At 61.7% G+C, this 12,568-nt stretch carries 10 protein-coding genes; 4 read left to right on the forward strand and 6 right to left on the reverse strand.

Going from position 1 to position 12,568, the window contains the following annotated elements:
* Positions 1 to 13 precede the first annotated feature (13 nt).
* Entirely contained in the window at positions 14 to 1,384 is a 1,371-nt protein-coding gene (gene radA / locus H618_RS0116880) for a DNA repair protein RadA (protein WP_028696187.1), read from the forward strand.
* A gap of 49 nt (positions 1,385 to 1,433) precedes the next feature.
* On the opposite strand, the gene H618_RS0116885 is transcribed toward radA, so the two are convergent.
* Positions 1,434 to 2,951, reverse strand: coding sequence for a nucleobase:cation symporter-2 family protein (locus H618_RS0116885; protein WP_028696188.1), 1,518 nt, complete (start codon positions 2,949 to 2,951; stop codon positions 1,434 to 1,436).
* Between the two features lie 261 nt (positions 2,952 to 3,212).
* Complete coding sequence (locus tag H618_RS0116890; RefSeq protein WP_028696189.1) at positions 3,213 to 3,578, reverse strand: PilZ domain-containing protein; 366 nt, start codon at positions 3,576 to 3,578, stop codon at positions 3,213 to 3,215.
* A 161-nt stretch (positions 3,579 to 3,739) separates the two neighbouring features.
* Between H618_RS0116890 and H618_RS0116895 the strand changes: the two genes are divergently transcribed.
* The 3 genes from H618_RS0116895 to yjiA all read left to right on the forward strand — a co-directional run bounded on the left by H618_RS0116895 (position 3,740) and on the right by yjiA (position 7,075).
* A complete protein-coding gene (locus H618_RS0116895) occupies positions 3,740 to 5,806 on the forward strand; it encodes a carbon starvation CstA family protein (protein ID WP_028696190.1) in 2,067 nt (688 codons plus the stop codon).
* Between the two features lie 18 nt (positions 5,807 to 5,824).
* Complete coding sequence (locus H618_RS0116900) at positions 5,825 to 6,022, forward strand: YbdD/YjiX family protein (RefSeq protein WP_028696191.1); 198 nt, start codon at positions 5,825 to 5,827, stop codon at positions 6,020 to 6,022.
* Positions 6,023 to 6,100: 78 nt separating this feature from the next.
* A complete protein-coding gene (yjiA, locus tag H618_RS0116905) occupies positions 6,101 to 7,075 on the forward strand; it encodes a GTPase (protein ID WP_028696192.1) in 975 nt (324 codons plus the stop codon).
* Here yjiA and H618_RS0116910 read toward each other — a convergent pair.
* The 4 genes from H618_RS0116910 to glyA all read right to left on the reverse strand — a co-directional run bounded on the left by H618_RS0116910 (position 7,072) and on the right by glyA (position 12,547).
* Positions 7,072 to 8,304, reverse strand: a complete 1,233-nt coding sequence (locus H618_RS0116910; protein ID WP_028696193.1) for an aminotransferase class I/II-fold pyridoxal phosphate-dependent enzyme — start codon at positions 8,302 to 8,304, stop codon at positions 7,072 to 7,074. The two genes, yjiA and H618_RS0116910, sit on opposite strands and share 4 nt — an antisense overlap.
* Positions 8,305 to 8,616: 312 nt before the next feature.
* The gene (locus tag H618_RS0116915; protein WP_028696194.1) at positions 8,617 to 8,940 is read right to left on the reverse strand and encodes a bacteriocin immunity protein; all 324 of its coding nucleotides are present in this window, start codon (positions 8,938 to 8,940) and stop codon (positions 8,617 to 8,619) included.
* A complete protein-coding gene (locus tag H618_RS21830; protein WP_081673805.1) occupies positions 8,933 to 10,855 on the reverse strand; it encodes an S-type pyocin domain-containing protein in 1,923 nt (640 codons plus the stop codon). Before H618_RS21830 ends, H618_RS0116915 begins: the two co-directional genes overlap by 8 nt.
* Before the next feature lie 438 nt (positions 10,856 to 11,293).
* On the reverse strand, positions 11,294 to 12,547 hold the full coding sequence (glyA, locus tag H618_RS0116925) for a serine hydroxymethyltransferase (RefSeq protein ID WP_028696195.1): 1,254 nt from the start codon (positions 12,545 to 12,547) through the stop codon (positions 11,294 to 11,296).
* Positions 12,548 to 12,568: the final 21 nt, after the last annotated feature.

Raw genomic sequence — 12,568 nt, forward strand, 5'->3', positions numbered from 1 at the left:
AGGAGACCGACCCATGGCCAAGGCCAAGCGCTTGTATGGTTGCACCGAATGCGGCGCGACCTTTCCCAAATGGGCGGGCCAGTGCGGCGAATGCGGCGCCTGGAACACCCTGGTGGAAACCATGATCGAAAGCGCTGGCGCCGCAGCGCCCAGCGGCCGCGCCGGCTGGACCGGGCAGCAGGCGCAGATCAAGACCTTGGCCGAAGTCAGCGTCGAAGAGATTCCGCGCTTCACCACCAGCAGCGCCGAGCTCGACCGGGTACTGGGTGGCGGCCTGGTGGATGGCTCGGTGGTGCTGATCGGCGGTGACCCGGGTATCGGCAAGTCGACCATTCTCTTGCAAACCCTGTGCAACATCGCCACGCACATGCCGGCGCTGTACGTCACCGGCGAAGAATCCCAGCAGCAGGTGGCGATGCGCTCGCGCCGGCTCGGTCTGCCCCAAGACCAGCTCAAGGTGATGACCGAAACCTGCATCGAAACCATCATCGCCACCGCGCGCATGGAAAAGCCGCGGGTGATGGTCATCGACTCGATCCAGACCATCTTCACCGAACAGTTGCAGTCAGCCCCGGGTGGTGTGGCCCAGGTACGCGAAAGCGCGGCGCTGCTGGTGCGCTATGCCAAGCAGAGCGGCACGGCGATTTTCCTGGTCGGCCACGTCACCAAGGAAGGCTCGCTGGCCGGTCCGCGGGTGCTCGAGCACATGGTCGACACCGTGCTGTATTTCGAGGGCGAATCCGATGGTCGCCTGCGCCTGTTGCGGGCGGTGAAGAACCGTTTTGGTGCAATCAACGAGCTGGGCGTGTTCGGCATGACCGATCGCGGGCTCAAGGAAGTCTCCAACCCGTCGGCGATCTTCTTGAACCGTGCCCAGGAGGAAGTGCCTGGCAGCGTGGTCATGGCCACCTGGGAAGGCACGCGGCCGATGCTGGTGGAAGTGCAGGCGCTGGTCGATGACAGCCACCTGGCCAACCCGCGCCGGGTCACCCTGGGGTTGGACCAGAACCGTCTGGCGATGCTGCTGGCGGTGCTGCACCGGCATGGCGGTATTCCGACCCACGATCAGGACGTGTTCCTCAACGTGGTGGGCGGTGTGAAGGTGCTGGAAACCGCCTCCGACCTGGCCTTGCTGGCTGCGGTAATGTCCAGCCTGCGCAACCGGCCGTTGCCCCATGGCTTGCTGGTGTTCGGTGAAATTGGCTTGTCTGGTGAGGTGCGTCCGGTGCCCAGTGGTCAGGAACGTCTCAAGGAGGCGGCCAAGCATGGCTTCAAGCGCGCCATCGTGCCCAAGGGCAACGCGCCCAAAGAGTCTCCGGCCGGTTTGCAGGTGATTGCCGTGACGCGCCTGGAGCAGGCGCTGGATGCGTTGTTCGACGATTGAGCGAAAAAAGGGGCCGACGATGCGCATCGGCCCCTGCACCGTCAATCGATCAGTGCTCGACCACCGGCTTGCGCCGTGAAGCGGGTTTGCCCTGATCGTGGGCCTCCAGCACCGGCACTTCATGGCCCTCGGCATCGAACAGCTTGCCGTCCTTGAAGTAGTCACCGTCGCGCAGGGCGGAAATATCCGAATAGTGAATGGTGCGCTCGTAGCCGGCGGCGAACACCGAGGCATTGTGCGGGTTGCCGGTGGTGAAGTGGTTGAACAGCAGGTTGAGGACGATGGCCATGATCGCCGCCGAGCTGATGCCGGAATGGAAGATGGTCTCGAACCAGCCGGGAAAGTGCTGGTAGAAGTTCGGCGCGGCGATGGGGATCATGCCAAAGCCCAGCGAGGCGGCGACGATGATCAGGTTGACGTTGTTCTGGTAGCTGACCTTCGACAACGTGCGAATGCCGCTGGCCGCGACCGTGCCGAACAGCACCAGGCCAGCGCCGCCGAGCACCGGGGCCGGCACTGCAGCGATCACCCGTCCCATCACCGGCAGCAGGCCTAGCACCACCAGAATCAGGCCACCGGTGGCCACCACGTAACGGCTCTTCACTCCGGTCACGGCCACCAGGCCTACGTTCTGCGCAAAAGCGCTCTGGGTGAACGAGCCGAAGATCGGCGCCAGGATGCTCGACACCATGTCGGCACGTAGGCCGTTGCCCAGCCGTTTCGAGTCGACCTTGGTGTCGATGATTTCGCCCACCGCAAGAATATCGGCCGAGGTTTCCACCAGCGTCACCATGATCACGATGCACATCGACAGGATCGCGGCGATGTGGAAGGTCGGCAGGCCGAAGTGGAAGGGTGTTGGCAGGGCGAATGACGGACCCTGGCCGACCTGGCTGAAATCAGCCATGCCCAGCGCCCAGGCGATCAGCGTGCCGGCGACCATCGCCAGCAGAATCGACAGCCGCGACAGGCTGGCGCTACCGAGCTTGCTCAGCAGCAGGACGATGGCGAAGGTCAGCGCCGCCAGACCGATGTTGGCCACGCTGCCGAAATCCGCCGACGCGCTGTTGCCGCCCATGACCCAGCGCGCGGCCACCGGCATCAGGGTCAGGCCGATGGTGGTGATGACGATGCCGGTCACCAGCGGCGGAAAGAAGCGGGTGATGCGCGAAAACACCGGGGTGATCAGCAACCCGATCAGCGCCGCCGCCATCACCGCACCGAGCACCGCCGGCAGGCCACCGCCATCCTGGCTGGCCAGAATCGCACCCATGGTCGCCACGCCGGCGAACGACACCCCTTGCACCAGCGGCAGCTGGCAGCCAAAGAACGGCAGGCCGAGGGTTTGCAGCAGGGTCGCCAGGCCGCCGGCGAACAGTGACGCGGCGATCAGCAGGCCGATATCTGCCGAGCCAAGCCCCGCTGCCTGACCGAGAATCAACGGCACCGCGACGATGCCGCCGTACATGGTCAGCACATGCTGCAGGCCATAGGCGAGGTTGGCACCGACGCCGAGGTTTTCATCCTCGGAACGTGGAGCGGGGGTCGAAGCGGGTGACGTGGTCATGGCGCAGGCTCTCTCGAATTATTGTTCTGGGGCGCTAGCGCTATGAATCGTACCTAACCGAACGGTCAGGTTGTATACAATAATTTGAATGTGAAGCTGCACGCGCGCCACCGCTCACTGATTCGGTTGTATGCAGATTGCGTTCCAGGAAAGGAAGGGCGGTACTAGAGGGGTGTATACAAGTTTCCGGACGCTGCGTCTGAAGCTGACTGGTTGGACAGAAATTTGCCAGCGCCCGAATAGATAGCTTGCTAATAGATTCTAATCTTCGATGAGTTCGCTCAGTTCGCGCTGCATCGCCACGCCATCGGCCAGATTCAGCTCGACCAGGCGGTGCAGATGGCTGATCGAGTCGATGTCCATCATCAAACAATGAAAGCCCAGGCGTTTGCCCTCGTGATGGCGCAACTCCACCTGCATGCGCACCACGGCATCGGCGGCCAGGTGCACGGTGGCCTGGAAAGGCCGTTCGCGGTCTGCGTCCCAGTCATCCGGCGCCGCGATCAACAAGCCCTTCAAGGAAAGATCGAGCAAGCTCACCGGCCAGCAGCGATCGTCCTGGCACAGCTCGGTGGTGGCGTCGAAAGGGATGCGTTGGAAGCGTCGACGTTGCTGATGACCGCTCATGCTGAAAACCCTCGAATGACGGTGGGCACCCGGCAGGGTGCAACGGATGCTGCGAATCGGCCGCCAGAGGCTCTAGACCAAAGCAAGTGTGGCAATGCTCAAGGACTGGCCCTAGACTCGGTGAGCGGTCTTATTCCAAACCTCAAGCTGGAAGCAAAACCATGAACAACAATAATAGCCTGCTACGCCATCTGCCATGGTTGGCGCTGGCGGTCATAGGAGCCTGTGCGCTGGGTGTGGTCGCCCTGCGTCGGGGTGAAGCGATCAATGCCTTGTGGATTGTCGTCGCGTCGGTCGCCATCTACTTGGTCGCCTATCGCTACTACAGCCTGTTCATCGCCACCAAGGTGATGCAACTCGATTCGCGCCGCGCTACCCCGGCGGTGCTCAACAATGATGGTCTGGACTATGTCCCCACCAACAAACACATTCTTTTCGGTCACCACTTCGCCGCCATCGCAGGCGCCGGGCCTCTGGTCGGGCCGGTGCTGGCCGCGCAGATGGGCTACCTGCCCGGCACCTTGTGGCTGATTGCTGGCGTGGTCCTGGCCGGCGCGGTGCAGGATTTCATGGTGCTGTTCATGTCGACCCGCCGCAACGGCCGGTCGCTGGGCGACATGGTCCGCGAAGAGATGGGCCGCATTCCCGGCACCATCGCCCTGTTCGGCTGCTTCCTGATCATGATCATCATCCTCGCGGTGCTGGCGCTGATCGTGGTCAAGGCCCTGGCCGAGAGCCCATGGGGCATGTTCACGGTGATGGCGACCATCCCCATCGCGATGTTCATGGGCATCTACATGCGCTACATCCGCCCGGGACGCATCGGTGAGATTTCCATCATCGGCGTGGTCCTGCTGCTGCTGTCGATCTGGGCGGGCGGCCTGGTGGCTGCCGATCCGGTCTGGGGCCCGGCGTTCACCTTCACCGGCGTGCAGATCACCTGGATGCTGGTGGGCTACGGCTTCGTTGCCGCGGTACTGCCGGTATGGCTGGTGCTGGCGCCACGCGACTACCTGTCGACCTTCCTCAAGATCGGCACCATCGTCGGCCTGGCCATCGGTATCCTGATCATCGCGCCCGAGCTGAAAATGCCGGCCCTGACCCAGTTCACCGACGGCACAGGCCCGGTGTGGAAGGGCACCCTGTTCCCGTTCCTGTTCATCACCATCGCCTGTGGCGCGGTGTCGGGCTTCCACGCGCTGATCTCCTCGGGCACCACGCCCAAGCTGCTGGATAACGAAACCAACGCCCGTTACATCGGCTATGGCGGCATGCTCATGGAGTCGTTCGTGGCGATCATGGCGATGGTCGCCGCCTCGGTTATCGAGCCGGGCGTGTACTTCGCCATGAACAGCCCCGCGGCAGTGGTCGGTGCGGATGTCGTCTCGGTGGCGCAGACGGTCAGTAGTTGGGGCTTTTTGATCACCCCCGAACAGCTCGAAGCGGTGGCCCGTGACATCGGCGAGCACACCGTGCTGGCCCGTGCCGGCGGTGCGCCGACGCTGGCGGTGGGTATCGCGCAGATCCTCCACCAGGTGTTGCCGGGTGAGAACACCATGGCCTTCTGGTACCACTTCGCGATCCTCTTCGAGGCGCTGTTCATCCTCACCGCAGTGGATGCCGGTACCCGTGCCGGGCGCTTCATGCTGCAAGACCTGCTGGGCAGCTTCGTGCCGGCGCTCAAGCGCACCGAGTCATGGGGCGCCAACCTGCTGGCAACGGCCGGCTGCGTGGCGCTGTGGGGCTACCTGCTGTACCAGGGGGTGATCGATCCACTCGGCGGCATCAATACCTTGTGGCCGCTGTTCGGTATCTCCAACCAGATGCTGGCAGGCATCGCGCTGATGCTCGGCACCGTGGTGCTGATCAAGATGAAGCGCCAGCAGTACATGTGGGTGACCTTGCTGCCGGCGGTATGGCTGCTGATCTGCACCACCACCGCAGGCCTGATCAAGCTGTTCGACCCGAACCCGGCGGTGGGCTTCCTGGCCTTGGCCAACAAGTACCGCACCGCGCTCGACGCCGGTCAGGTGCTGGCTCCGGCCAAGGACATCGGGCAGATGCAGCACGTGATCTTCAACGCCTACACCAACGCCACGCTCACCATCCTGTTCCTGGTGGTGGTGTTCAGCATCCTGTTCTTCGCCATCAAAGTGGGCTATCGCGCACTGGGTCGCAAAGAGCGGACCGACAAGGAAACCCCGTTCCAGGCCTTGCCTGATGCGTGATCACAGAGGGCCGCAGTGATGTTCAACGACCTGGGGAAGCTGGGTAAGTACCTGGGCCAGGCCGCCCGCCTGATGGTGGGCATGCCTGACTACGACAACTATGTCGAGCACATGCAGCGCACGCATCCGGACCAGCCGGTGATGAGCTACGAGGCGTTCTTCCGCGAGCGCCAGGAAGCCCGTTACGGCGGCAAGTCCGGGCCCAAATGCTGTTGACGCTGCGTCACGCGTGAATTCGTGGGAGTCCGGTCGAACGGACTCCCACGTTCATTTCTGCTTCATGGAGGTACCTGCGTGTCCACGCCTATTCCCGTCACCGTCCTCACCGGTTTTCTCGGTGCCGGCAAGACCACCCTGCTCAAGCACATGCTCAAGGCCGAGCACGGCCTCAGGCTTGCCGTGATCGAGAACGAATTCAGCGACGCCGGCATCGACAGCCAGTTGCTCGGCGATGAGCCGGTGCAGGTCATGACCCTGGCCAACGGCTGCGTCTGCTGCAGCATCCACGGCGACCTGACCCGGGCCCTGTACCTGCTGCTCGAACGCCTCGACGCCGGGGAAATCGCGTTCGACCGTCTGGTGATCGAATGCACTGGCCTCGCCGACCCGGCGCCCGTGGCGCAAACCTTTTTCATCGACGAAGAACTGCGCGAGCGCTACATCCTCGACGGCATCATCACCCTGGTCGACGCCAGGCACGCCGAGCTGCACCTGACCCAAAGCATCGCCCAGGCCCAGGTCGGCTTTGCCGACCGCCTGCTGCTGAGCAAGACCGATCTGGTCGATGCGGCCACGCTCGACGCGCTGCGCGAGCGCCTGGGCCGCATCAATGGCCGCGCCGCGATTCGCATCGTCGAGCATGGCCGCATCGAGCTGGCCGAGCTGCTCGATGTGCGCGGCTTCAACCTCAACCCGGAGCTGGGCCTGCGCCCGACCCCGACCCTGCGCCCGCTGCTCAAGCCGGCCACCCCCGATCGCATCGCCACCCTGGTGCTGCGCAGCGAGGCGCCGCTGGACATCGACCGCCTCAGCGACTTCATGAACGCGCTGCTCGAAGAGCACGGCAAGCAACTGCTGCGCTACAAAGGCGTGCTGAGCATCGCCGGAGAAGCGCGGCGCCTGGTGTTCCAGGGCGTGCTCAAGCTGTATGGCTTCGACTGGGACAGCGAGTGGAAGGCCGACGAGTCGCGCGAAAGCGTGCTGGTGTTCATCGGCGATGAGCTGCCCGAAGAAAAAATCCGCGCAGGCTTCGCTGCCCTCGGCAACTAGCGCTGCGATACACGCCGGTGCAGGTGCGCGCCGGCCAGTTCCAGCAGGGCGGTGCAGAAGTGAATGATCACCGACGCCTCCATGTCGGCGCGCAGGGTGATGCGCACGGCGGCGCTGCCATTGGGCACGATGGGAAAGAACACCGCCGAGGTCAGGTAGCCCTGATCGGCCAGGCGCGCCGACAGCTGATTGGCGCTTTGCGCGTCACCCGTGCGCACCAGTCGGATCGGTGAGCGGCTGCCGGCCTGCTCGCTCGGCACCAGCGAATCGAACAGCCTGAGGTTTTTCTGCAGTTTGTCCTGGGCTGCCGTCAAGGTGTGCGTGCGGTGCAGTTCGATGGATGCCAGCCCGGCGCCGATCACTGCGGTGTTCAGGCTCTGCGACCAGTTGGTTGGCCCGCCATAGCGGTGAATCAGACGCTTGTGCCGCTCGCTGCCCAGCATCACCAGCCCGCCACCGGCGCCGAACGACTTGTCCAGCGAGGCGACGATGATGGTCTGCTCGTTAGCCTGGTCGATTTCCGGGCGCACCAGCCCGGCACCTTGCTCGCCCAGGGTGGAGAGGGCGTGGGAGTCGTCCAGGTACAACAACAGGCCGTAGCGCTCTTGGAGGAACAGCAAGCCTTCGAGGTCGCACATCCCGCCCATGCTGTACAACCCGTCGGCGACATAGGCCACGCGCGGGTGATCGCGGCACACCTGCTCGAGCTGGTCCATGTCGTTGTGGGGCAGGGTCAGCACCTGGGTTTCATCGGCGCAGGCGGCTTTGACATGGCTCATCGAGGCATTGGCGAAGCGGTCGAAGACCAGCGTGGGTGGCTGCTTGTCGGAAAACACGCCGGCGGCCAGCAGCGGCAGCACCCCGGCGCTGGCGGCGCTGCACGACAAGGTCGCCAGGCAGTGGCTCTGGAACAGCTCCGAGAGCCGCCACTCGTAATCGTCCAGCACCCCCAGCTTGCAGCGATTGCGCGAGTTGGCGATGCGCAGCGTGCCGTTCTGGCGAATCGCATCCACCGCGCCATTGAGCAGGCGCGGGTGATAGTCCAGGCCCAGGTAGGAACTGGTGCAGAAATGATGCAAACGCCTGCCGAATTGGTCGGCCAGATGGTTCGGCGCCAGCACCGTGACATTCAGCCCCGACAGTCGGCTGCGCTGCGAGTAGTCCCAGCTGGTCTCGGCCGTGTCGATGACCCGTTTGTAGTTGCCGTGCTGATTGTGATTGCCGTTCATGGATGCGCCTCGCCGAAGTAAGGGCGACAGCATGACGACGAAACAGGAGCGGGCGAATCAGACGCTTCCGGCGCGAGGGCGGCGTTTTCTGGTGGGGTGGCCGCAACACTTTGGAACATGACGTGATGCAGATTTCGGGCTCGCGGCAAGTCTGGGTCGGAGGCATTGGCTTGGCTGAACCGTTGACTCAGTTGGAGAGCAGGGCAAGGGATTGTACAGTCGCAAATGCCCGGTGGGAGCAGGTAGGGGCTGGAACTCAGAGGATCAGCCGATAGGCCCCTGACGGCTCAGGGGCCAATAAAGGTGCAAATATCAGGCTGGCTTGAACCCTGGCTTACCGTTGGCGGCACGCCACTTTTTCACTTCGTTGAGAATGCCTTCGGGGCTGTCCTCAACGTGATCTTCAGGGTAATAGATTAGATCGCTTCCGCTGGGATGTTCCGTGATTGCCCGGAAGTGATCTACCAATTCATCAAAGTGCTTTTCAGATGCATCGATGGCGTCAAGAGCTTGAACCTCATTTTCGGTATCGCTCTGTTCGTAATCAGTACTAGGGGCTGCAGCCTTGAAAAACTGCCGAACGAATTCAAGAAACTCAGACTCGGTGTAGTCTTGGAGTGATTTTTTATCATTCATCGACGTTCGCCTTTTGCTTGTGGGCTTGAATATGTTGTCTGGGCGTCATAATGCGCAAATTATCCATGTCGTATACTTCGCCGCCAGAATGTATCGGGGTGAGATGGTGTATCTCATATCGCTTCCTGCCACCTACTTGCTCGGCCTCTCTGGTGAAGGGAGATGAGCCTGCTCTGTGACCAAATCTCTTGTTGCCAAATCGCCCACTGACCTCAGAATCCTGCTCCATAGCCTTCCACACCGCTCTTCTGAATGCACGGAACGATCCAAATGATTTTCCTCTCAGCGTCTCGGCGACAGAAAGCGGGATAGAAGCACCAAGTTCTGTAGCCGCTGCCTCAATCCAATTCCCTGTCGACACTACGCTGCCACCTGTCGCAACGCCAGGCTCTTCACGCCGACTTTTGAACATGGTGTAAATCGGCGCAAGACCGGAGTCAGCAGGAAACACGACGATGTAGTCATCGAAACTAGTATCGGGAAGTTCGGGGAAACTATCGATGCGCAGGTCGATGGGGGTAATCGTGGCACCGGGGTAGACAGGAGGCTCTGGCTCGATTTCAGGCGTGATGGTGGAGGGGTCGCCAGGCGAAACCGCAGGTGTCCAGGTCAGCGTGCGTGGTGGGGAGTCGGCTGTGACCGCGGTGTAGACGCCAAGTGCTGCGTCGAACACGGCCTCGATAACGCGCACTGCCGAGGGAGCATTGAGGTTGTCGGTCTTCGCGACGAATATCTCCGAACCCCCTTCGGCGCTGGATCGGGAGCCGATGCGATAGGGCAGATCGACCGTACTGCCAGGACGTAATGGCTGGCTGGAACTTTCTGCCCCTAGCAGAAGATCTGACGCTGGCAATTGCAACGCGTAGCGCTCTGGCGTTTTGCCGTCGCCGAGTCGGGAGGTGTAGACGAACGCCGCCACTCCGAGCACGACACCTGCGGCGACCAACGGGTTGGCTACCACCAGCGCGACGGCACCGGAGACGGCGGCGCGCATGGCCGTACTGGTGACAGCAGAGACGACCAGTCCAGCCGGCGTGATGACCGCTACGCCCGCTTTGATAGGAGCGGTGGGAACCCGGTAAGTGTTAGCGAGGCGCTTGGCTTGTGCAGCGGCTTCGGCGGCGATGCGTTCTGCCTCGGCTTGTGCAGCGGCTTCGGCGGCGATGCGTTCTGCCTCGGCTTGTGCGGCAGCCTCTGCTGCGATGCGTTCTGCCTCGGCTTGTGCGGCAGCCTCTGCTGCAATGCGTTCAGCTTCAGCTTGAGCAACGGACTCCGCAGCTAGGCGGTCACGTACCCTTATTCTGATCGCATCCGGTGTGACCCCAGGGCCTACCTGCATGAATTGGTGCGACGGGTCGATATTCCAAGCCCTGAAGAACAGCAGATAACTTTTATAGGCCAGGTCGCCACGCGCCCAGGCGGCGGCATAGCTCTCTCTCAGTCTCGATTTGAAGGCATCTTTGTCAAGCCCGATATCGCCGTAAAGCTCTTCATAACGACTAACGTTCATGCTGCCGCTCTTAGAAAGCGGATCATGGCCTAACAGGGCTTTAGCAAGGGTTTCCTGACGCTGCATTTCATTATATGTTCGCAGGAATAGCTCATCTGATGCTTCCTGGCGGCGCACCTCTGTCGACTTGGTGCTGGACTTCAGTTGAGCATAAGAATCAATCTCTGCATCCACGTCTGCGAATTTGGGAATTTTTCCGGTTCTGGTTTCATTTTTAATTGCGTTTTCAATTTCAACGGTTGTGGGCTCTGGGGCGGGCAGTAATTCAGGAGGGACAGGGAAGTGCGGTGGTAGCAAATTATTGGGCCACATTGGCAAGTTGAAAGGAAAAAGCGGTGGCATGGGATAATCTAATTGAAGATCTTTTATTTCAAGCGGAGGAAGCTCTACGGGAGGATGTTGCATGATGCTCTCCAGTTGACTCGGTCAGGCGACAGAAGGAGAGTTCAGCGTGCGTCATGGCCTTCACTTATTGAACCTTGTAGCACTTCCTGGGCAGGATATGTTTCCCGTGCAACGTCGCGTGCAAAATTAAGGGCCTGGGGTTTTGCTATTGGCGAAGCTCGCCATGTCTGAATTCAAATTAAGCGGGGTTTAAGATTCGAGCGGGAATCTACATGCATTATCAAGCGTAGTGCGAATACTCTACCGAACGATGAGTGCTTGAAGTGATCGACAGGGCCTGAGGTTCAACCACCTGTGTAGGTCTCGAGCACTTGCCATTCATTGCGCACAAAAAAACCGACACCAGCGCGCCGGTATCGGTTTTTTATACAACTAGATTCGAACTGCCAGCTTGCGTCTAGCCAAGGGCTAATCTGCGAAGCCGTTCGCTCCCAACGATTACTGCCCGTAAACCGGCAGCTTCTTGCAGATCGCCTTGACCTTCTCACGCACGGCGTCGATCACCGCTTCGTTGTTCAGGTCGGCGAGGATGTCGCAGATCCAGCCAGCCAGTTCGCGGCATTCGGTTTCCTTGAAGCCACGGGTGGTGACGGCTGGGGTGCCGAAGCGCAGGCCGGAGGTGACGAACGGCGAGCGTGGGTCGTTGGGTACCGAGTTCTTGTTGACGGTGATGAAGGCTTTGCCGAGCGCTGCGTCAGCGTCTTTGCCAGAGATGTCCTGCTTGATCAGCGAGAGCAGGAACAGGTGGTTTTCGGTACCGCCGGAGACCACGTCGAAGCCGCGCTCGATGAACACGCTGGCCATGGCCTGGGCGTTCTTCACCACTTGTTGCTGGTAGGCCTTGAACTCAGGCTGCAGCGCTTCCTTGAAGCAGATCGCCTTGGCTGCGATGACGTGCTCCAGCGGACCGCCCTGGGCGCCCGGGAATACGGCGCCGTTGAGCTTCTTCTCGATCTCGGGGTTGCTGCGGGCCAGGATCAGGCCGCCACGTGGACCGCGCAGGGTCTTGTGGGTGGTGGTGGTGACCACGTCGGCGAACGGTACCGGGTTGGGATAGACGCCAGCAGCGACCAGGCCAGCGACGTGGGCCATGTCGACGAACAGGTAGGCACCGACTTTGTCGGCAATGGCGCGGAAGCGCGGGAAGTCCAGCACCTGCGAATAGGCCGAGAAACCAGCGACGATCATTTTCGGCTTGTGCTCGACGGCCAGACGCTCGACTTCGTCGTAGTCGATCAGGCCGTTGCCGTCGATGCCGTACTGCACGGCGTTGTACAGCTTGCCCGACGAGCTGACGCTGGCGCCGTGGGTCAGGTGACCACCGTGGGCCAGGCTCATGCCGAGGATGGTGTCACCGGCCGACAGCAGGGCCAGGTAGACCGCGGCGTTGGCCTGGGAACCGGCGTGGGGCTGAACGTTGGCGTAATCGGCGCCGAACAGTTCCTTGGCACGGTCGATGGCCAGTTGCTCGACCACATCGACATACTCGCAACCGCCGTAGTAGCGCTTGCCTGGGTAGCCTTCGGCGTACTTGTTGGTCAGCACCGAGCCTTGGGCTTCCATGACGGCGGGGCTGGTGTAGTTTTCCGAAGCGATCAGCTCGATGTGCTCTTCCTGGCGCAGCGCTTCCTGCTGCATGGCGTCGAAGAGCTCTGCGTCGTACTTGGCAATGGTCAAATCACGGCTGAACATGGCGGTCCTCAAGGATCGGGC

This window comes from Pseudomonas cremoricolorata DSM 17059 = NBRC 16634 (genome assembly GCF_000425745.1).
GTDB lineage: Bacteria > Pseudomonadota > Gammaproteobacteria > Pseudomonadales > Pseudomonadaceae > Aquipseudomonas > Aquipseudomonas cremoricolorata.

What these genes read in the sequence shown, in the direction of transcription:
- H618_RS0116885 (WP_028696188.1), bottom strand. Translation starts at nt 2,951, where the DNA reads ATGACCACGTCACCCGCTTCGACCCCCGCTCCACGTTCCGAGGATGAA.
- H618_RS0116910 (WP_028696193.1), bottom strand. Translation starts at nt 8,304, where the DNA reads ATGAACGGCAATCACAATCAGCACGGCAACTACAAACGGGTCATCGAC.
- H618_RS21830 (WP_081673805.1), bottom strand. Translation starts at nt 10,855, where the DNA reads ATGCAACATCCTCCCGTAGAGCTTCCTCCGCTTGAAATAAAAGATCTT.
- radA (WP_028696187.1), top strand. Translation starts at nt 14, where the DNA reads ATGGCCAAGGCCAAGCGCTTGTATGGTTGCACCGAATGCGGCGCGACC.
- H618_RS0116895 (WP_028696190.1), top strand. Translation starts at nt 3,740, where the DNA reads ATGAACAACAATAATAGCCTGCTACGCCATCTGCCATGGTTGGCGCTG.
- H618_RS0116890 (WP_028696189.1), bottom strand. Translation starts at nt 3,578, where the DNA reads ATGAGCGGTCATCAGCAACGTCGACGCTTCCAACGCATCCCTTTCGAC.
- H618_RS0116915 (WP_028696194.1), bottom strand. Translation starts at nt 8,940, where the DNA reads ATGAATGATAAAAAATCACTCCAAGACTACACCGAGTCTGAGTTTCTT.
- glyA (WP_028696195.1), bottom strand. Translation starts at nt 12,547, where the DNA reads ATGTTCAGCCGTGATTTGACCATTGCCAAGTACGACGCAGAGCTCTTC.
- H618_RS0116900 (WP_028696191.1), top strand. Translation starts at nt 5,825, where the DNA reads ATGTTCAACGACCTGGGGAAGCTGGGTAAGTACCTGGGCCAGGCCGCC.